This is a genomic window from Klebsiella sp. K-3, assembly GCF_051207495.1.
Classification (GTDB): domain Bacteria; phylum Pseudomonadota; class Gammaproteobacteria; order Enterobacterales; family Enterobacteriaceae; genus Klebsiella; species Klebsiella aerogenes.
The window spans coordinates 146,692-166,423 of sequence record NZ_JBPNXF010000005.1 but is presented as its reverse complement, the minus strand read 5'-3'; the positions used below and the strand labels follow the sequence as shown (position 1 = coordinate 166,423).

Sequence of the window (19,732 nt, the reverse complement as noted above, 5' to 3'; positions counted from 1 at the left end):
TTTACATTACCGCCGCTTGTTTGCCCGGTGGCGCTGCGCTTACCGGGCCTACAAAGGCCGATGTATACTGTAGGCCGGATAAGACGCTTTAGCGTCTTATCCGGCAATTTTTTATGATGCTTTTTTATCGCTGGATGGCAAGAAGCCTTCCAGCACGATCAGCGCCGCGCCGATGCAGATAGCGCTATCGGCAAGGTTGAAGGTGGCGAAATGCCAGTCGCCGACGTAGAAGTCGATCATATCGACGACAAAGCCGTGCCACAGACGATCGAACAGGTTACCCAGCGCGCCGCCAATAATCAGCGCGTAGGCAATATTGTTCAGCTTTTGCGTCGCCTTCGAACGGTACATCAGCACCGCCAGCACCACGCAGATGCCGACGGCAATCCCGGCGAAGAACCAGCGCTGCCAGCCGCCGCTGTCGGCGAGGAAGCTAAAGGCCGCGCCGTAGTTGCGCGCATAATGCAGATTAAGCGACGGGAACAGCGAAACCGTCTCCCCCAGAGCGAAGTTCTGGAGGATCAGGAATTTGCTGCCCAGATCGATAATCAGCACGGCTACGACGACCCACAGCCAGCGTAGCCCCGTTGAACAGATCGATTTACTCATCAGGCGAATTTACGTTGCTCGCCGTCACCGGCGACGTTACTGACACAGCGACCGCAGATTTCCGCGTGTTCCGCTACCTTGCCGACATCGCTGGTGTAATGCCAGCAGCGTGGGCACTTCTCGCCCTCGGCTTTGCTCAGGACTACTTTCAGCCCTTTCAGCAGATCGCTCTGCCAGGCATCAGCCGGCGCCTGTGCATAATCGGCAACGTTAGCGCCGGAGGTCAACAGGACAAATCGTAATTCTTCGCCCAGCGCGTTGAGCTTGGCCGCCAGGTCAGCATCGGCATACAGCGTAACCGCCGCTTCCAGAGAACCGCCGACTTTCTTATCCGCACGCGCCTGCTCAATCACCTTGTTGACTTCGCCGCGCACTTTCAGCAGTTCATCCCAGAAACCGTCGTTCATCGCTTCGTCGTCGGCCAGGCCGAACAGGCCTTCATACCACTCGCCGGTGAAGACGTATTTTTCACGCTCGCCCGGCAGATAGCCCCAGATTTCGTCCGCGGTGAAGGACATGATCGGCGCCATCCAGCGCACCAGCGCTTCCACGATATGGAACAGCGCGGTCTGGCAGCTGCGACGCGCCACGCTGTCCGCTTTCGCGGTGTACTGGCGGTCTTTGATGATGTCGAGATAGAACGAGCCCATTTCGATGGAGCAGAAGCGCATCAGGCGCTGCACCACTTCGTGGAAGTCGTAGGATTCGTAGGCTTTGAGAATATCTTCCTGAGCCGCCTGCGCGCAGCCGACCGCCCAGCGGTCCAGAACGACCATCTCTTCCGGTTTAACCATATCTTTTGCCGGATCGAAACCGTTAAGGTTCGCCAGCAGGAAGCGCGCGGTATTACGGATACGACGATAGCTGTCCGCGGCGCGTTTGAGGATCTCATCGGAGACCGCCATTTCGCCGGTATAGTCGGTGGAAGCCACCCACAGGCGCAGAATATCGGCGCCCAGTTTGTTCATCACGTCCTGCGGGCTAACGGTGTTACCGATAGACTTGGACATTTTGCGGCCCTGGCCGTCGACGGTGAAGCCGTGGGTCAGTACCTGACGATATGGCGCTTTGCCTTTCATCGCCGTGGAGATCATCAGTGAAGACATGAACCAGCCGCGATGCTGATCGGAGCCTTCCAGATACATATCCGCGGCGTGACCGGCGAATTCCGGACGCACATCAACCACAGAAGAGTGGGTAGACCCGGAGTCAAACCACACGTCGAGGGTATCCGGCACTTTTTCGTAGCTGTCAGCGTCATCGCCAAGGATGTCGCGGGAATCGAGATCCCACCACGCCTGGATGCCGTCGACTTCAACGCGTTTCGCCACTTCTTCCATCAGTTCGAGGGTACGCGGGTGCAGCTCGTGGGTTTCTTTATGCACGAACAGCGACATCGGCACGCCCCAGGTACGCTGACGGGAGATACACCAGTCAGGACGGTTGGCCACCATCGATTCGATACGCGCCTGGCCCCAGTCCGGGATCCACTGCACGCCTTTGATCTCTTTCAGAGACTGGGCACGCAGGCCTTTCTGATCCATGCTGACGAACCACTGCGGAGTAGCGCGGAAGATGATCGGCGATTTGTGGCGCCAGCAGCACGGATAGCTGTGCTGCATTTTTTCCACGTGCAGCAGCGCGCCGCTATCGCGCAGCATCTCAACGATGATGTCGTTGGCTTTGAAGACGTTAATACCGTCCAGAGACGGATAAGTACCTGGCAGGTAAGAGCCGTCCGGGCCAACCGGGTTGGCGATTTCCAGACCGTATTTCTGGCTGATCGTGTAGTCGTCCGGACCGTGGCCGCCGGCGGTATGCACCGCACCGGTACCCGCGTCCAGCGTCACGTGGTCGCCAAGGATAGCCGGCACGTCAAAATCGAGGAACGGATGCTTAAAGCGCATCAGTTCAAGCTCGGAACCCTGCACCGCCGCCAGGATGGTGTAATCCGCCACGCCAATGCGCTGCATCACGCTTTCCACCAGGTCTTTCGCCAGGATCAGCGCCTGGCCGTCAACCTGCACCAGCGCATAGTCGAACTCAGGCGACAGAGAGATGGCGCGGTTAGCCGGCAGGGTCCACGGCGTCGTGGTCCAGATAACCAGCGAAACCGGGCCAGTGACGTCGGCTACGCCGAATTTGGCCAGTACCGCGGCTTTATCTACCGCGTGGAACGCCACATCGATAGACGGAGACGTTTTGTCATAATACTCAACTTCCGCTTCCGCCAGCGCGGAACGGCAGTCCACGCACCAGTGCACCGGCTTAGCGCCTTTATGCAGGTGACCGTTGCCGATGATTTTACCCAGCGCGCGGATGATATTGGCTTCAGTTTTGAAGTCCATGGTCAGGTACGGACGTGACCAGTCGCCCAGTACGCCCAGGCGGATAAAGTCTTTACGCTGGCCGTCGATCTGCTCGGCGGCATATTCACGGCACTTGGCGCGGAATTCTGCAGCGGTGAATTTCTCACCCGGCTTACCGTATTGTTGCTCGACTTTCAGTTCGATCGGCAAACCGTGGCAGTCCCAACCCGGAACGTACGGCGAGTCAAAGCCCGTCAGTCCTTTGGACTTAACGATAATGTCTTTCAGAATCTTGTTAACCGAGTGACCAATATGAATGCTGCCATTCGCATAAGGAGGGCCATCATGCAGAATGAAGGTTTTTTTGCCTTTTTTCGCCGCACGGATGATGCCGTACAGGTCATCATCGGTCCAACGCGCCAGCATTCCCGGTTCGCGTTTGGCGAGATCGCCACGCATCGGGAACCCTGTTTCCGGCAAATTCAGGGTGGATTTATAGTCACTCATCAGATTCTCGGTTCCGTTATTTCGGTTTGATAAATACCAGTAGGATTATCCCTGCCTGGTGAGCCCAAAGAACTCGCGGGCCGTTAACTCATCTCGTGCGATTTGCGCTTTTAGCTCATCCAGCGACGCAAAACGCTGCTCGTTACGTATTTTTTTACGCAGTATTACATCTATATGGCGACCGTAGAGGTCCATTACAACGTCCAGGAGGTGAACTTCCAGCTGCTGTCGCACGCCGGAGACCGTTGGACGCGTGCCAATGTTGGCGACGCCGGGTAATGGCTTATCGCCGAGCCCTGCCACTTCTACCGCAAAGACCCCTTTAACCGGGGAAACCTGACGACGCAGCGGTAAGTTCGCCGTCGGGAAACCTATGGTGCGCCCCAGCTCATCGCCGTGCACGACGCGGCCAGAAATGGTAAACGGATGCCCCAGCAGGTTTTCCGCCTGCGCGAGGTCATCGTCCGCCAGCGCCTGACGCACCGCGGTGCTGCTGATACGTACGCCGCCTTCGCAGAAGGTTTGGGTGCTGGTGACGTCAAAACCGTACTCCGCCCCGGCCTTCTGTAATAACAAGAAATCCCCCTGACGACCAGCGCCAAAGCGGAAATCATCACCCACGGCAAGGAACTGTACGCCCAGCTGGCGCACCAGCAGCTCGCTAATAAAATCTTGCGCCGTCAGCGCTGCGAAACGCCGGTCAAAACGAACACACAGCACGTAGTCGACGCCGCTTTCCGCCAGATAGCCCAGTTTTTCACGCAGACGCGTGATCCGCGCCGGCGCTTTATCGGCGGCAAACAGCTCCAGCGGCTGCGGCTCAAAAATCATCACCACAACCGGCAGACCGAGCCGGCGGCCCTCTGCGCGCAGGCGCTGCAGCAGCGCCTGATGCCCGCGATGCACGCCGTCGAAATTTCCAATGGTCAGCACGCACCCGTGCGGGGCCTGACTGAGATTATGTATGCCGCGTATCAGCTTCATGTCTGGCTCAAAACAGTGAAAATCGTCCGAGTATACCTTGTACAACAGGCGACGTTAACCAGCGATTGCACCTCGATTACGAAAGATCCTGCTAATTCATTCACTCAGCGTAAGAATGCAGGAAAAACTATACGCGGCCGTCGATTTTTATGGTGGAAAGACTGTATTCGACTACAACAAGCTGGTAGAATCTTGCGCCATCACTACGTAATGAAGCCTCGTTATCTTAAACGGCGCTTATTTGCACAAATCCATTGACAAAAGAAGGCTAAACGGGCATATTCCTCGGCCTTTGAATTGTCCATATAGAACACATTTGGGAGTTGGACCTTGGCTAATATCAAATCAGCTAAGAAGCGCGCCGTTCAGTCTGAAAAGGCTCGCAAGCACAACGCAAGCCGTCGCTCTATGATGCGTACTTTCATCAAGAAAGTATACGCAGCTATCGAAGCTGGCGACAAAGCTGCTGCACTGAAAGCATTTAACGAAATGCAACCAATCGTGGACCGTCAGGCTGCTAAAGGTCTGATCCACAAAAACAAAGCTGCGCGTCATAAAGCAAACCTGACTGCACAGATCAACAAACTGGCTTAATCGCCCGCTTGCTGAACTTTGTTAAAGAAACCCGCGAAAGCGGGTTTTTTTATGTCTGTTGTTTGCCGATACTTAACTTTGCGGTTGCGCAAACAGCGATGAATAATCGCGATTGCAGATACGCTGTACCGCTGGATGCTGAATCATTCGCTCGGCAAAAATAGCGTGATACTCCTCCATGACGTTCTCCATGCGGCCAATTTCGACAATCGACTCATCGGCATAGAAATCGTGAGCATAGAGGGTTGGCGCCACAAAAATGGCATTATGCGCCGCGCCGAAGGCTTTCATAAGCGCCGCATCGTCGAACTCGCCGAGAATTTCCACCTGCAGCCCCTGCGAATTAAACCAGTTCAGCAGCTTGCGCCCGAGCATTGAACGGCGACCGGGAATGAGCAGGCGACGCTCCTCAAGACAGGCGGGAAACGCTTTTTCCGGCGGCGGATTCATACACCAGAAGCTCACCCCGCACTCGCCGATTTTCACCGAAAACAGCCCCTCTTGCTGGGTCGAGTCAATCGGGCAATCCGAGATAATCATATCCAGCTTATGCTGGCTCAGTTGCTCCAGCAGCATCTCGTGGGTGGATTCAAAGCAGCGCAGGTGAATTTGCTCATCTTCCACTACCGCCGCATCCAGAACGCCGCTCACTAATCGCTTGGAAAGCGCGTCGGCGACGCCGACATCAAATAGCAGGTTCGACTCTTTGCGGTAGTTGACGATATCGAGCATCTCCTGGCTCAGGGTGAACATGCGATCCGCGTAGCGAAACACCAACTCTCCCAGCTCGCTGGGTTCCAGGCCGCGTCCTTTGCGTTTAAAGAGCTTCCCCTGTAAGCGCTCTTCCAGCGCTTTTATCTGCCCGGTGATCGTCTGCGGCGTCAAATAGAGCGCCTCGGCGGCGCCGACGACCGAGCCCTCACGGTAGACGTGCCAGAAATAGTACAGATGGTTGTAATTGATGTGTGACATACATCCCTCCCTGATATGTCCGGAAGGGCCCACAGGCCCTCCCGATGAAGTTACACGCTGTGAGTAAGATCCGTTACGCGCTTACGCAGAATCATGTAGCCGATGACGGCAGACAGGATAGACCCTATCAGAATGCCCAGCTTAGCCCAGTTGATCAATCCGGGATCCACGCTGCTAAAAGCGAGCGTGGCGATGAAAATCGACATGGTGAAGCCGATTCCGCACAGTACGCCGACCGCCATAATCTGCGGGAAGCGGGTTCCCGGCGGCAACGAGGCCCACTTAAACTTCAGCGCCAGCCAGCAGAACAGGCTAATTCCGAGCGGCTTACCGATAAACAGTCCGGCAATGATCCCAAGCGGCAGCAGCGAGGTCAGCCCCGCGAAGGTAACGCCCTGCAGCGAAACCCCGGCATTGGCAAAAGCAAACAGCGGTAGGATAAGAAACGCGACCCACGGATGCAGCACATGCTCAAGCTGTTTCGCCGGCGATTTGCCATTCTGCTCCTTCAAAGGAATCATAAAACCGACGATAACCCCCGCCAGGGTCGCATGTACGCCGGATTTCAGTACCGCCGTCCATAGCACCGCGCCAACCAGGATATAGATACCGGTGCGCCGTACGCCGCTGAGATTGAGCGCCGCCAGTACCACAATCGCGCCAGCGGCGACCGCCAGCGATAGCACCGACAGATCGTTGGTATAAAAGAGCGCGATAATCACGATCGCCCCGAGGTCATCAATGATAGCCAGCGCCATCAGGAAAATTTTCAGCGCTGTTGGTACACGGTTGCCTAATAGCGCCAAAACGCCAAGCGCAAAGGCGATATCAGTCGCCGCCGGGATCGCCCACCCTTCCCGCGCAACGGGATCCTGGGCATTGAAAGCTAAATAGATAAGCGCCGGCACCACCATGCCGCCAATCGCGGCGACCACCGGGAACACCGCCTGACGGCGGCTGGCAAGCGCCCCCTGGATCATCTCACGCTTCACTTCCAGGCCAATTAACAGGAAAAACACCGCCATTAGCGCATCGTTGATCCACAACAGCATGTTTTTGTTAATTTCCAGCGCGCCAACGCGCAGCTGTACCGGCGTCTCCAAAAAGGCATGATACAGACCGCTGGTGACGCCGCTATTGGCCATAATCATCGCCAGCGCGGCGGCGCAGATTAAGATAATGCCCCCGGAAGCATCGCTACTGAAAAATCGTTGCAGATGTTTCACTTTTACTCTCACCTTGTTGGTCAATAACTCGATAAAAGTATGATACAGCCGACAATACATCGAAAAAATCAGATTTAAATTGCCATTACACTCATTTTTTCCGAGCTATCTTATCCTCTCATTAATCATAGACCACCCGTAGCAGGGTGAGCTGCTTGTCAGCATCGAGATAGCTTTTCTCTACCGTTGCGTATGCCGAGGCCAGCGATGTCGTGATATTTTCCACGATCACATGGCGTTCGATACGATCGGCGCGCTGGCACAAAATCTCGCTACTTTCCGTTTCGTTCCAGCAGCTTTCAGTAACAACATTGCCAAAAAATTGGATATTACCGGCAGAGTGCGCCTGAACGCCGCCGATGGCGAACAGTGGAACGGCCGCCAACACTAACCATCTGTGCCTGGACTGCATACGCGAAACCCTCGTTCGGAGGAAGCAGGTAACCGGGGTCCGCGCCCCGGTCGCTGAGACTTAACCTTTAGCTTTCTGAATCGCCATCTGCAACGCATCCTGCGACGTACTGCCCGGCACGACCGAGATACGCCCGGCATCCGGGGCGGCAGCCTGTGGCATCACCACAAAAGCCGGAGTACCGGAAAAATTCATATGTTGAGCCAACGCCTGATTACTTAGCAGCGCGTCATGCACTGCCCCGCTCTGCTGGGCGGTTTTTACCGCCGTCATTTGCGGCTGGGTGAGATAATGCGACGCCAGCGCGTAAACCTCCTTCTCGGTTAGCTGCCCCTCCACTTTGCCGGTGGCGTACAGGGCATTATGCCAAGCCAAATACTTCGCGCCGCCATCGTTCAACCACACCTGTTCGCCGATCCTCGCCGCCAAACCTGACACCGGCCAGCGGGATGAAAAGATAGGAAACTCTTTAAAGATAAAACGCGTATCAGGATTCGATTTCACCAGCTCTTCCACCACGGGCGACATCTTGCTGCACCAGGAACACTGGTAGTCAAAAAACATCACCACCGCCGCTTTAGCATCCGCCGGGCCAACAGAGGGAGAGCTATCGCTCAGCAACTCAGAGCGGTACTGCAGCGCCAGCTGCGCATAAGCCTGCTTCTGGGCCACCTGCTGACGCTGATGTAGCGTTTCGCTGGCGGCGATAAGGAATTCCGGATGATCCGCCAGATACGTCGCCACCGCTTCGCCGACTTTATCCGGATGGCTGGCGATATAGGCTTCCGCGGCCGGTCCAATATCGCTGGCAACGGGTTGTGTATCCACGGCCAACGCGGAAAAAGAGATGACGCCGCCAACCGCCATACACACCGCCGATTTACAGGAAAGTTTGCGCATTATTGAGTTCTCATTATTAAGTTCAGGGGATGCCCGCAGGGGCAGAGTAAAATCGTCATCGCCGTTGCGCCGTTACCGTGACAGGCGGCATTACGCCCCCGGCATCGTTGAGGCTTTGCCAGCGCACGGCGCAGCTTTTCGCCTGTCGACACCACGATGTACGGCGGGTAGAAAACGGCGCGACCACCCCCGCGGCGTCTATAGGCTTACCGTTGACGCGGGTGGAAAAGAGGGTGATGTAGTAGGGTCCAGCATTGCGTACCGTCAGCCCATCCGCCGTTAAGTTCCAGGCCAGTTGGCGATAAGCCTGCTGGGGATCGCCGGTTAGCCCTACAGGCCGATAAATCAGCTTTAACGCCGAGCGAAAAGCCATCTGCACGCTATTGGCGCCGGTTTTTCCCGATGGAATAGCGGCAATACTCAGGGTGAACAAACTTTCACGATCCTGCGCCAGCGCCTCGCCGCTCCACGCGACGCGCAGCGTGTTCTCCTGGCTCGCGCGTAATAAGAAGAGCGGCGGCGTGACCACGAATGGTGTTTTACGGGTCGACAAATCATCGGCGCCTGGCCAGCGTCCACCGCTCAGCACGTGGCTGTCCACCAGCCAGTCACTCTCCGAGGTATTGCGCAGCGGAACGCTCAGCGTCGTCCGCTCAGCGTGAAAAATAAAACGCGTGCCGCCAATCACCACGCCCGCATGGCCTATCCCAAAGGGCAACAGCCAGAGCCAAAACCAGCAGAAAAGTCGTCTATTCATAACTCAGCACAAAAGTCGCGGAAGCATCGGCTACACCCGGCGCCACCGGAGCGCCATCAGCCACATAGCGGGCATAAAACTGTAAACGTTCGGACGCGGCGCCCGCGGTTAGCGCGAGCACATCGCTTTGCGCCCCCGGCGCTACCTGTTGTTTGTTCTTGTCGTATAACGCAATCCCGATACCGGAGGCCGCGTTCGCCCCGCTATCCAAAGCGAAAAGATCGCCGCTTTGCGAGTCGCTGGTACCGCTAAAGCTCACCGTCACGCCGCTGGCGGTGCTGCCGCAATTTTGTAGGGTGATCGAAAATGGCTGCCACTCCGCGCCGGCCCCCGCTTGATAAAACTGGCGGTTGCTGACGGTTCCCATATCGACCTGAATATTCTCGGAATCCGGCGATAGCGTGCAGGTGTTGTCGGTAATCGTGCCCGTCACATAGACCCTACCGTCATGGGCCAGCGCGCCGTTCACCGCCAGAAGGAGTCCACAGCAGAAAAACAGTGGTTTGATCATTGCCGCGCGCCTATTCATATTGCAGATCGAAATACATCACCGCCGTCGCATTTCCGGAGGTCACGGTTGGCCGGGTAGATTTGTAGCGAATATAAAACGATAAGGTGTTGCGGCCCGTTTTCAGCGGATAGACCACCGAACTGGTGTTATTGATGCTGACGGCATCCTGATCCTCATCAAGGATCTCCACGCCAACGCCGCCTGCCAGCATTTTTTCGCTACCCATCCCGGTGTCGCTCAGCGCCAGCAGCGCCGGATTGTCGCTGTCGGCAGTGCCGGTAAACCAGATTTTGCTGCCGGTAATGCCGCGCGAGCAGTTCTTCAGGTTGATGTTGAACGGTTTAAACTTCGTCGTCGTACCGGTGGCGGGAAAATCTGCCACCGAGAACTGACCTAAATCGATACTCTGGCTAAGGCTGGAAATTTCGACATCGCAGGTTTGCGCGACAATCGTGCCGGTAAATTCCAGATTGTAACCGCTATCGTCGGCGTAGCAGCCGTTACCGCACAGCAGGATAAGTAAGATGAAGTACTGAAACAGGCGCATTAATCGAAATCCACCCGTAAGTTAGCCAGCGCGGTAAAAGCGCCCTCAGCTGGCGTCTGGCCGGTGGTGCTGACCGGATACGCTTGCAGGGAAAGGGTCGCCTGTCCGTTTTGATCGGTAGTAAAAGGCTCGACGCTGCTGGCGTCATTGGGCGTTAATACCGTGCCATCGCTGCTTTCGACCATCACGCCAACATCAGGATTATCGGTGGCGATAGCCTGGCTTAAGTGACTATCGGCGGTGGCTATCAGCCGCAGGCTCAGGTTAACCTGTGAATCCACCCCACTGCACTTCACCGGCACGGTGAATCTTTTATTGCGGACGCCGGTTGGTTTTTCTCCGGCGCGATTGAAACCGCCGCTGTACAGCGAGCCAAAATCAACGAGGATAGTTTGCCCGGCATTAATCTCGCAGCTTTGCGGCACGGTCACGCTGCCGCTGTAGACAATGCTGTATACCACGGTACTCAGCGGATCGTTCCCGGTGGTGGTGACATAGACGTTAAACATGGTCTTCGGCTCGATATTTACCGTGCCAATAAATGGCTTCACAACCTTAAGTTGAAAAACCAGATTTGAATCATGTACCGGAAACGGTGAGCCATTGTTGACGTTGGCGTCATAGCCCATATAGACATAATCCATTGGAGGATAAAACACCCCGGCCGCCGAGTCTTCGATGCGCATCGCCCCTTCAAGATAGGTGCCATCCAGCTGCATATATTTCCAGTCGCCGTTGGTTTCCACTATCGATGAAGAAGCGACATACGAACGATACGTCCGCCCGGAATCCGAAGAACCGGCGGGACAAATCGCCTGTACGTTTACATCCTGGTTTTTGCTGAGCTGCGTGGTCGAACCGGCCTGATTCTGCGCCGCCGTCAGCGTCGTCGTCAGGTCATAATCGACCGTCGCAGGCGAGCCATTGGTATTCTGGCAAACGGCCGCCAGACCACCGCGTGCCAGCAACAACCCCATTAACAGAAAAAGAAAAGAGACAAGCTTCATTTAGCGACATTCCAGATGCTGACGCGCCAGCGGTTGGCTCACGTCAGGGAGATGATAATGGGTGAGGCATTGTTGGCCTGGCCGTGGCCCCCACTGCGCTTTCAGCGTGCCCTGCGGGCTAAGACCGGAGAGATATACTTCGCCGTCGTCGCCAACGATGCCTTCTTCAGCCACGCCTGCAATAGAGACCGTGGCGCCGAACGGTAGCGGTTTTCCGTCATGGTTTAGCGTCAACAGCGCGCGCTCGCCGACCCGTGCGGTAAAGTTCGCCAGCACCATTGCTCCTTGGGTGGGAACCACATTGATCACCGCATCATCAATATCGACATCTTCTTTTAGCGAATTGACGTCCAACGCCATGCGGTTCTGGCGGTAAGTAGTGGCGTACGGCACCACCGCGTAGCCGCGGCCATCGGTGTGGATCCCCGGCTGATCTTCAATATTGACGTCGCCAGCCCCCGGCACGGCGATAAGGACATTGGTATCGCCCAACGGCTGGCTGAGGGTGAGACCATGGGCATGCGCGACCATGCCGCCGCTGAGGCCATAGTTCAGTTGCCGATAATCGCCATGGTTGCTGTTGTTGTAGCCGACATTCAGGTTGCCCTTTGCCCCGTCGTATTCGAGGCTGGCGGAGCCGCTCGCACCAACCCCCTGATTCTGATAGCCCTGCTGCACGCTGTAGCTCAGGTTGTTTTGATCCAACAACGTGCCGCTGATACCGCTATTCTGCGTCACGCCGCCGTGCCCGTCGCTACTGGTGGAGAACGTCGCATAAACGTTATGACGCCGTTGGGTAATGTCGTCGCCGTGGCTAAGCCACTGGCTGAGCGGTAGTGAGATATTGAGCGCCAGCGTCCGATCGCGTTCCTCCTCGCCGGGGGCGCGGCTGCTGCTATATGAAAGGCTCCACGAGACCCCGGCCAGCGTGTCGCTGTAGCCAATTTGCAGTAATTTATTGGTTTCATCGGTGTGCCAATAGCTCTGTTGGCTACCGGTGACGTACAGTGAGCCAAAATGACCGAACTGCTGAGAGAGGTTGATCTGTACCTTGCCGCGTTTGGTGTAATACAGGTTGTAGTCATCGCCGACATCGCGATCGCTGTCATCCTCCTGCTGGCCGCTATTGCCGGACATCTGCTTCCACGCGGTATCATCGAGCGTATAAAAACCAGAGGTCGAGTAGCGATAGCCCAACAGTTGAAAATGGGTGCCCAGGTCGTTTAACGATTTAGCATATAAAAAGCGCAGCGATTGCCCCTGGTGTTCGCTGTCATCCGCCAGCGTACTGTAGGCTTGCGTAAGATCGACGGAAATCGCCCCCCAGTCACCGAAGTTAGCTCCAGTTCCCAGCGCCAGCGCGCGGTAATCGGAGGAAAACTGCGTTCCGCCGTACAGCGTAAAGCCGTGCGGCACCCCCCACATCAGGGTCGCCTGGCCGAAACTCATCTCCCGCTTCTGGCTGCTATCGCCGCGATAGCTCGCCGCGGTGGCGGCATATTTCACCCGCCCCTCGCGTTGCAGAACCGGTACGGCGGCATAGGGCACGCTATAGCTGGAGACGCTGCCGTCGGACTCCTTGATCTCAACGTTGAGATCGCCGCTGGAGGAGGTCGGATAGAGGTCGTCAATGGTGAAGGCGCCAGGCGATACATAGCGCTGGTCGATGGTGTAGCCATTCTGGCGAATCGTCACCTGGGCATTGCTTTTGGCGATGCCGTGGATAGTCGGCGCGAAGCCTTTCATGCTGTCCGGTAGCATATTGTCATCAGACGCCAACTGGAGCCCACGAAACGGCAGGCTATCGAAAACGCCAGAAGGGGTATAACTATCGCCCGCCGTCAATTCGCCTTTTAGCGCCGCCACATCACGCTCCACATAGGTACTGATGTGCTGCCAGTCGCTTTTATGTTGCTGATTATCGCTGTTGTAGTTCCATGTCGAGTAATCACGCAAACGCCAGGCGCCGAGATTTAATCCGCTATTGAGGCCGAGGAAGTCGTTGTCGCTATTGGTGCCGCCAGCGCTACGGTCCCGGCTATTCGCGCCGGTAAACGTATAGTTGAGCAACAATGCATTAATACCTTCATCCCAGTTTTGTGGCGGAATATAGCCTCGAGCCTGGTTGTTCAGCGCCGCCTGCGGAATGCTGATATTTAGCCGCTGCTGACTAAAGTCAAAAGCGGTAGAGGCTGCCGGGATAGCCGCCGCAAGATCGACGCAGTCGCCGGCACTGGCCTTCGCCAACGGTGGAAAGGCGCTGAGATTCACGTTCATGCCGTTGAGCATTTCAGGCGTTACGCAGGCGCGCAGACCTGAGCCATCGGCGGCCTGGTTGTTGGCGCGAAAAGCGATATCGCGCGTCGTCAATAATGCGCCATTAAGGTAGACATCGACCCGATAAACCCCCGGCGCCTGACCGTTACCCTCAAAATGCGAAAGGTCAGCGATTTTCGACGGATCGTCAGATAAAAAGGCAGGGTTAAAATAGTTTTCGGCCCAGCCGCGCGGCAGCATAAACGCATTTACCGAGATTAGAGCCAGGCTGATAAGCGCAGGCAGTCTACCCACCGTCAACTGGCGAGCGGCGACATCGAGTTTCAACACAATCTTACTGGCTCAGACAGGTTTGCTGCGGCGTTGTGGCGCCGAAATTGTTAATCGACTGGAAAGTCACCTGTCCTGCCCCGCCGTGCAAGGTTATCTCGCTTTTCGGCGGCACCATCGCATTGGCCAATTTCTGCCCGCCAACATGAATATCAACCAGCGAAACATAATACGGTGAAGGATTGGCGATGCTCAGACGCTCGCCGGCACGCTGACAGCGTAACATCGCCGGCGCGTCCACCGAGGCAATGGGCAAATGTTTAGGGCGAATAAACAGTTTAATAACGCTTTGCGTGGCGATTTGCAGCGAATTCGCCGCCAACTTGCTTTTATTAACCGAGGGAATGGCTTTGCTGTTGAGATAAAACACGCTTTCGCGATCTTCCGGCAACGAAGGGCCAACGTACATAATACGCAGCAGGTTTTCTTTTCCCGGCTGAATGACGAACAGCGGCGGCGTCACGACAAAATCGGCGCTTCTGCCGCCATCGGCGTTCGACACCCACGACTGAATTAAAAATACATTATTGCTGGATGAGTTAATTACCGGCAGAGAGACCTGCTTATCACCCTGCGGATAAATAACCCGGGTCGAACCCAGCGCGATACCGCCAGCATGAGCCAACTGAGTCATTCCCAGCGCCGCCAGCAGCAATAACGAAAATAAAATCGGGGTAATTCGCGTACTCATTCTTTTGATAACCAGGGAGGAGATGAAATGCATCCCTCCGCTGCCAGCAACGGAGGAGATGCGGATACCAATCAGGAATAGACCATGCTGAAGGTCGCGGTCGCCGCAACGTTACCTGCAGTGGCCGCGCCGGTAGCGACATAATCCACGCTCAGCGGTACGGTGTTTTCACCATCAATCAGGGTGATGGTGCCGGAGGTATCGCCGATATTCAGAACCTGTCCATCCGGGCCGTATAACTGCAGCGCAACGTTAGTCGCCGCACCCGCGCCAGCGGTATTCGCCAGCGAACCCGCGAGCGTACTGTCCTGCTGACCATTAAAAATAACCGCCGCGTTCTGGCTGACCGTGGTGTCGCAGTCCTCCAGTTTGATTGAGAAATCTTCTTTCTGATTGGCAACCATTCCAGATGCCGTCAGTTTGCTGGTGCGAACCTGGCTCAGGATTACGGTCTGATCGATAGAGTCAGCAGAAACGGAGCATGCAGCATTCACAACCTGCCCCGTAAAATTCACCGTACCGCCGGAAACCGTCGAAGTATCCGCATTAGCTGCGCAGGTCATACCGCCCGCCGCCATGGCGGTTATTGCCATCGCTAAAAGATGTTTTTTCATAAATAACCTTTTAAATACACAAGTCGAAAATAGAATTAATAACGAATTTTAGTACCGAGCCCTCTTCACAGAGATCTCTTATTGGTACCGGGCGCAAAAAACGTTAAAAGTTGTAGCGTACAGAAATACTATATTCAATGAATAGCAAGCCCTGCACTGATTTATAAGCGCTAATGGGAAGTAAATTTCTGCCGTTATTTAATTATTATAAATTGGCCAGGGAGTTGCAATCTACAATGGCTGTTTTTATAGGACTCATCTTAACTACATGTTTTTGCAGCAAATAATTTATTTGCTTTGTTATTTAAAGCGGCAATTAGTAAGCCAACGGTAGTTTCTTAACCCCTAACAAACGCCCACCATCTATATTGATATAACCGCCCTTCCTCAATTCAGAAAGTAACTTCATGGTACGGCTTCGTGATATTCCGGTTCGTCGTTGAATAAAATTCAGGACATTAATGCTCTGGCGATATTCGTCGCTATAGGCGGCAATTTCGATTAATAACGCACGAACCTTGAGATAAGAGTCAACGCCAACCAGTTCCCGATCGCGAACGTTCATCACCATCAGACGATAGGCGAGAAAACGAGCCACATCGTGCCAAAGATTGCATTCGTCCGTCACCTTAATAAAATCCGCTAGCGAAACCGCGCGACCACAGCATTCTGTTTCCGCAATCAAAAAATGTTCCGGGCGAGTGGGAACATCATAAGTCAGACCGTAGCTATCAATCAGTCCTGCGATTGACGGGGCAAAAACCGACAACACATTCAGCCCCCTGTCGCTGCGGCAAATTGAGAAGATACCGGACTCCAGCAACACAATGCGGCTACTTTGTTTCGTATACAGCGAAAACTCTTCACCCGGTTGCACGACGAAAGGCTTGCCGAAGGGCAAGAGTGCAGAAAATAAAGCATCAATCGCCGCATGAGGTTTAGCCTGCTGGGAGAAAATATATGAGTGCAAGGCATTCTCATTATCATTTTCGAAACCATTTAATTTCATTATATCTTCATTAAAAATCCATAATCATATGAGAAATAAAGATATACGCACATTAGTTAGCCTGCAATTAATAATAAATAAATACTAAATATAGAATAAATGTATAATGAAAGCACAAATAATCAATCATTAATCAAATAAGATAATCCTCAAACAAATAACCAACAAAGATCTCAAAATGTTATTAAGCATTTTTAACATTACACACTATAACAAATGAAATTATTTCTTATGATATAACAAGAAAGAGAAAAGGCAGCGATCCAGAATAGTACCTCCACTGAATCACCGCCTTTACGCTACATGAAATAAAGATCAATTAACTAAAATATCGCGGGGCCGCGTAGTACTCCGCCATTTTCTCCGCCAGCCAACCGCCATCTTCACCGTTGGAATGAATAGTGGTGATACTGACCGTCGAACCGCCGCCCCACAGCACGGCAAAAACGTTATAGTCCGGCAGATTTAGCGCCTGCACCTGGCTCCAATCGTATCCCTCATCCTGGCGCAGAAAATCCCCCACCGTCGCAACACCATACGTCGTGCTGTTCACTGCGGTATTTAACAGCGCCGGGGTAATGGCGTTGATATCGCTGCCAATGCGCGAGTCCCCCATGAAGAACGTACCGCCGGATGCAAAATGCGCCGCAGCGATTTTACTGGTCCCTTCCGCAACCGTCGGCATATGGCCGCCGGGTATCTGCCACAGCATCGCCGGTTTTTGCAACGCTCTGGCGGCCTCCTTCACCATGCCCAGATAGTTAAACCAGCAGCTGGCGTTCCAGCCGTAGTGGGCCAGGGCATCCGGGCTGAAGCAGTCGCGTTCGAATTTATCAAATGCGATAAAGTCTGGCGCATAATCGCCGCTGTATATGCCCAATTCATTAATGAATTCAGCAATCGCCGCCCCTTGTTCACGCGGTGCGGCGTTGGCGCGTAGCAGCCAATCTGCCGTGCCCGTCGCCCAAACGTTGGTCTGCCAGCCAAAAGCGATATCAGGCGCGAACTGGCGAACGATATAGTTAATCGCCTGTACGTAGCCATACAAATCGTTGCTGAAGGTCGGCAGCGCCGGCGCGCTGAAACCTGGAATCGCAGGGAGCGCATTGATCGCCGCCGCCAGTTGTACATTCACCTGCACGCTATTGGCTTTACGCAACGCGGTATAGCCATAAGGCTCCTGCTGCATAGCGCCCAGGAAATCCGGATTCAGGACGAAGGTTGCCGGAACCGGATGCTGGTCATCTTTCCAGGATTGTGCCGCCAGACACTGGGTAATGAAGTTACCAAAGTGGTTGCGTAAACGCTGCTCATCCTGCAGATCCGATACCGCGCTGCCGCCGCTGGCATTGGCGGTATAGACCACCATCACCGGCATCACCGCGCGACCCGCTTCGGCTTCTATCTCGCGAACCAGCGGCACGGTTTTGTGGATCGGTAGCGAAGCATAATCCAGGAAACCATCGCCATTGCTGTCCACTTCCGCCGCCGGAATCGGATCGCCGCCGCCATCAAAACCATCGTATTTAAACAGCGCGCTGCAAGGCACATTGCGATACAGATCGGTCGTCTCTGCCGCATTCACCGTCACGCCGCCGTGCGCCAGATAATTCGGCCAGCCTTTTACCTGCAGCGGAACGCCCTGGATAAACTCAAGCGCGACGTTATTGACGCTTTGTAGTAAACGCAATGGCGCGCTGACGTCGCAACGCCAAGGCGTACCGGCGATATATACATCCGCTACCTGTACGCTATATTCCCCGGCAGATAAACGCAGCGGCAGCTTCTGCTGGCGAGTATCGCTTTCCAGCACGAAACTATACTGATAGCCGCCGCAGCAGAAACGATAGCGCTGCGCGGCCGTCCCCTGTGGTAAGCCTAATACCGTTACCGCAACCTCAACAAAGACGTCGCTCGCAACGGGCGTTTTTTGTAATGCTACGTTCACCTGCATCGTCATGCCGACCTTCGGCACAATGGTTGCAGGCTGCGCTGCGGTCGTGAGCAACTGGTTGTTCATGGTCGTCGGCTGCAGGCAGATAGCATATTGATGATTCGCCAGGAGCTGGGTAACGCGCTGCGGTTGATTCGCCATCAGCGTCAGTGTTCTTTCGCACACGCCCGCCTCCGACCATAGCTCAACAACGACTTCCGCGCCTTCCAGTTCATCGTCCGCCAGCAGCAACTCGATCGCGGCAAAGGTCACCGCTGGCTGATAAGCAATCTGACAGCGCTCAACGGCGTTACCTGAAGCAAGTTCCAGCGTATAGCTTTCTGTCACGGGCGAAATTCTCATCTCGTCGTTACACAGTTCCAGTGCCGTAATACCGTAGCTTCCGGCGCTCAGATCGCCGATGGTTAGCGTCGCGCCCCATTCCCCGGCGAAGCGCTGCTGACGGCCATCAGAGTACCGCAGCTCAATTTCCGGCTTCAGCGAGGTGCTCTGCGCCTGCGCCGGGAATTGAACAATAATTTGTCCCTGGCGTCCCGGGTCATGCGCCAGCGTCGCCGTCAGGTCACTCAGCACGACAGGCGTTTGTGTGGCCGAAAGATAAAACTCCAGTACCGCCGATTTGCCAGCAGCCAACAGATACTCGCCGTCGTTATTGATGGTGATGGTATTTTTTTCTGTCGGCCAGCCACCGTCGCTGGCCAGCGTTACCGCCTGGTTACCCAGCATGGTACCGCTAAATGGGCTGTACGGATCGGGATGCGCTGTCGCGGTGAAGCCTAATTTCAGCTGATTAATATCGACAGACTGCGAATACTGATTCGTCAACGTCAGGGCCATGCGTTGATACCAGCTGGACGCGTTCACCTCTCCGGAAACCAGGGTCAGTCCTGTACCGGTAATCGCGTCGGCGGCGGGCGTTTCAGGTTCTGGTTCAACCTCATCAGCTGAATCATCCGCAGACGTTTCAGATTCTGGTTCAGCCTCATCAGCTGAATCATCGGCGGGCGCTTCAGGGACTGGTTCAAGCTCATCAGCTGAATCATCGGCGGGCGCTTCAGGGACTGGTTCAAGCTCATCAGCGGCGTCATCGCTATCGGAAGCCGCCAGAGTCAGAGCGAAGGTAGATAATTTTACCGGTACCTGGGTGGCCGCCAGGCTAAAGAATAGAGTACCGCTTTCCCCAGCCGGCAGTAGCAGCTCGCTGCTGTTGTTTATAATGATTTCATTGAATTCCAGGGTTCCCTGGGCGGTGTCACGCAACGTTAATGAACGATCCCCTTTCAGCGTGCCTCCCGTATTCCCCCACGGATCCGGATGTCCGGAAGCGGTAAAGCTAATCGCCGCCTGGTTCAGATCAACAGTTCGATTACTTTCGTTTGTGAAGGTTAACGTGACTTTCTGGTACCAACTATTCACATCAATCTGGCTATTTTTAATTACAACGGTCATCAACTCGATTCCTCATTCCCTGGTGGAAAAAAGCCCCGGTAAACCGGGGCTTTGCTATAGAGCCCAATACGCC

General features: G+C 54.8%; 17 protein-coding genes. 1 reads left to right on the top strand and 16 read right to left on the bottom strand.

Annotation, left to right across the window (positions count from 1 at the left end):
* Positions 1–111: 111 nt before the first annotated feature.
* Genes lspA through ribF form a run of 3 tightly spaced genes read right to left on the bottom strand, consistent with a single transcriptional unit; the run spans position 112 to position 4,409 of the window.
* Complete coding sequence (gene lspA, locus ACSEMK_RS09595) at positions 112–609, bottom strand: signal peptidase II (RefSeq protein WP_087858178.1); 498 nt, start codon at positions 607–609, stop codon at positions 112–114.
* Positions 609–3,425 carry an isoleucine--tRNA ligase gene (gene ileS, locus ACSEMK_RS09590; RefSeq protein ID WP_087858179.1) on the bottom strand — a complete coding sequence of 939 codons (2,817 nt, stop codon included), beginning with the start codon at positions 3,423–3,425 and terminating at the stop codon, positions 609–611. The genes lspA and ileS overlap by 1 nt, the downstream gene beginning before the upstream one ends.
* Before the next feature lie 45 nt (positions 3,426–3,470).
* Positions 3,471–4,409, bottom strand: coding sequence for a bifunctional riboflavin kinase/FAD synthetase (gene ribF / locus ACSEMK_RS09585; protein ID WP_087858180.1), 939 nt, complete (start codon positions 4,407–4,409; stop codon positions 3,471–3,473).
* A 330-nt stretch (positions 4,410–4,739) separates the two neighbouring features.
* On the opposite strand from ribF, the gene rpsT reads away from it, so the two are divergent.
* A complete protein-coding gene (rpsT, locus tag ACSEMK_RS09580; protein WP_001518655.1) occupies positions 4,740–5,003 on the top strand; it encodes a 30S ribosomal protein S20 in 264 nt (87 codons plus the stop codon).
* 72 nt (positions 5,004–5,075) lie between these two features.
* Here rpsT and nhaR read toward each other — a convergent pair whose 3' ends face one another.
* The 13 genes from nhaR to ACSEMK_RS09515 form a co-directional block, all read right to left on the bottom strand.
* Entirely contained in the window at positions 5,076–5,975 is a 900-nt protein-coding gene (gene nhaR / locus ACSEMK_RS09575) for a transcriptional activator NhaR (protein WP_045395806.1), read from the bottom strand.
* A 50-nt stretch (positions 5,976–6,025) separates the two neighbouring features.
* Positions 6,026–7,201, bottom strand: a complete 1,176-nt coding sequence (gene nhaA, locus ACSEMK_RS09570) for a Na+/H+ antiporter NhaA (protein WP_087858182.1) — start codon at positions 7,199–7,201, stop codon at positions 6,026–6,028.
* A gap of 121 nt (positions 7,202–7,322) precedes the next feature.
* On the bottom strand, positions 7,323–7,613 hold the full coding sequence (locus tag ACSEMK_RS09565; protein ID WP_087858183.1) for a hypothetical protein: 291 nt from the start codon (positions 7,611–7,613) through the stop codon (positions 7,323–7,325).
* 60 nt (positions 7,614–7,673) lie between these two features.
* Positions 7,674–8,513 (bottom strand): DsbA family protein, encoded by an 840-nt coding sequence (locus tag ACSEMK_RS09560; protein WP_213317887.1) that lies wholly within the window; start codon positions 8,511–8,513, stop codon positions 7,674–7,676.
* A gap of 55 nt (positions 8,514–8,568) precedes the next feature.
* Entirely contained in the window at positions 8,569–9,270 is a 702-nt protein-coding gene (locus ACSEMK_RS09555) for a pili/flagellar-assembly chaperone (RefSeq protein WP_411325747.1), read from the bottom strand.
* Positions 9,263–9,781 (bottom strand): fimbrial protein BcfF, encoded by a 519-nt coding sequence (locus ACSEMK_RS09550; protein WP_113374579.1) that lies wholly within the window; start codon positions 9,779–9,781, stop codon positions 9,263–9,265. Before ACSEMK_RS09550 ends, ACSEMK_RS09555 begins: the two co-directional genes overlap by 8 nt.
* Positions 9,782–9,791: 10 nt before the next feature.
* On the bottom strand, positions 9,792–10,328 hold the full coding sequence (locus ACSEMK_RS09545) for a fimbrial protein BcfE (RefSeq protein ID WP_087858186.1): 537 nt from the start codon (positions 10,326–10,328) through the stop codon (positions 9,792–9,794).
* A complete protein-coding gene (locus ACSEMK_RS09540; protein WP_430914817.1) occupies positions 10,328–11,335 on the bottom strand; it encodes a fimbrial protein BcfD in 1,008 nt (335 codons plus the stop codon). The genes ACSEMK_RS09545 and ACSEMK_RS09540 overlap by 1 nt, the downstream gene beginning before the upstream one ends.
* Positions 11,336–13,939, bottom strand: a complete 2,604-nt coding sequence (locus ACSEMK_RS09535) for a fimbrial biogenesis usher protein (RefSeq protein WP_430914859.1) — start codon at positions 13,937–13,939, stop codon at positions 11,336–11,338. It lies immediately after the preceding gene.
* Positions 13,940–13,946: 7 nt separating this feature from the next.
* Positions 13,947–14,633 carry a fimbria/pilus periplasmic chaperone gene (locus ACSEMK_RS09530; RefSeq protein WP_435336410.1) on the bottom strand — a complete coding sequence of 229 codons (687 nt, stop codon included), beginning with the start codon at positions 14,631–14,633 and terminating at the stop codon, positions 13,947–13,949.
* Between the two features lie 71 nt (positions 14,634–14,704).
* The gene (locus ACSEMK_RS09525) at positions 14,705–15,247 is read right to left on the bottom strand and encodes a fimbrial protein BcfA (RefSeq protein ID WP_087858189.1); all 543 of its coding nucleotides are present in this window, start codon (positions 15,245–15,247) and stop codon (positions 14,705–14,707) included.
* A gap of 316 nt (positions 15,248–15,563) precedes the next feature.
* On the bottom strand, positions 15,564–16,256 hold the full coding sequence (locus ACSEMK_RS09520; RefSeq protein ID WP_087858190.1) for a winged helix-turn-helix transcriptional regulator: 693 nt from the start codon (positions 16,254–16,256) through the stop codon (positions 15,564–15,566).
* A 319-nt stretch (positions 16,257–16,575) separates the two neighbouring features.
* A complete protein-coding gene (locus tag ACSEMK_RS09515; protein ID WP_435336409.1) occupies positions 16,576–19,659 on the bottom strand; it encodes a chitinase in 3,084 nt (1,027 codons plus the stop codon).
* Between the last annotated feature and the right edge of the window lie 73 nt (positions 19,660–19,732).

Excerpts from the sequence above, each read along its gene's own strand:
- lspA (WP_087858178.1), bottom strand. The coding sequence starts at position 609 with ATGAGTAAATCGATCTGTTCAACGGGGCTACGCTGGCTGTGGGTCGTC.
- ribF (WP_087858180.1), bottom strand. The coding sequence starts at position 4,409 with ATGAAGCTGATACGCGGCATACATAATCTCAGTCAGGCCCCGCACGGG.
- ACSEMK_RS09555 (WP_411325747.1), bottom strand. The coding sequence starts at position 9,270 with ATGAATAGACGACTTTTCTGCTGGTTTTGGCTCTGGCTGTTGCCCTTT.
- ACSEMK_RS09525 (WP_087858189.1), bottom strand. The coding sequence starts at position 15,247 with ATGAAAAAACATCTTTTAGCGATGGCAATAACCGCCATGGCGGCGGGC.
- ACSEMK_RS09545 (WP_087858186.1), bottom strand. The coding sequence starts at position 10,328 with ATGCGCCTGTTTCAGTACTTCATCTTACTTATCCTGCTGTGCGGTAAC.
- ileS (WP_087858179.1), bottom strand. The coding sequence starts at position 3,425 with ATGAGTGACTATAAATCCACCCTGAATTTGCCGGAAACAGGGTTCCCG.
- ACSEMK_RS09530 (WP_435336410.1), bottom strand. The coding sequence starts at position 14,633 with ATGAGTACGCGAATTACCCCGATTTTATTTTCGTTATTGCTGCTGGCG.
- nhaR (WP_045395806.1), bottom strand. The coding sequence starts at position 5,975 with ATGTCACACATCAATTACAACCATCTGTACTATTTCTGGCACGTCTAC.
- ACSEMK_RS09515 (WP_435336409.1), bottom strand. The coding sequence starts at position 19,659 with ATGACCGTTGTAATTAAAAATAGCCAGATTGATGTGAATAGTTGGTAC.
- ACSEMK_RS09560 (WP_213317887.1), bottom strand. The coding sequence starts at position 8,513 with ATGCGCAAACTTTCCTGTAAATCGGCGGTGTGTATGGCGGTTGGCGGC.
- ACSEMK_RS09550 (WP_113374579.1), bottom strand. The coding sequence starts at position 9,781 with ATGATCAAACCACTGTTTTTCTGCTGTGGACTCCTTCTGGCGGTGAAC.
- ACSEMK_RS09565 (WP_087858183.1), bottom strand. The coding sequence starts at position 7,613 with ATGCAGTCCAGGCACAGATGGTTAGTGTTGGCGGCCGTTCCACTGTTC.
- ACSEMK_RS09540 (WP_430914817.1), bottom strand. The coding sequence starts at position 11,335 with ATGAAGCTTGTCTCTTTTCTTTTTCTGTTAATGGGGTTGTTGCTGGCA.
- ACSEMK_RS09520 (WP_087858190.1), bottom strand. The coding sequence starts at position 16,256 with ATGAAATTAAATGGTTTCGAAAATGATAATGAGAATGCCTTGCACTCA.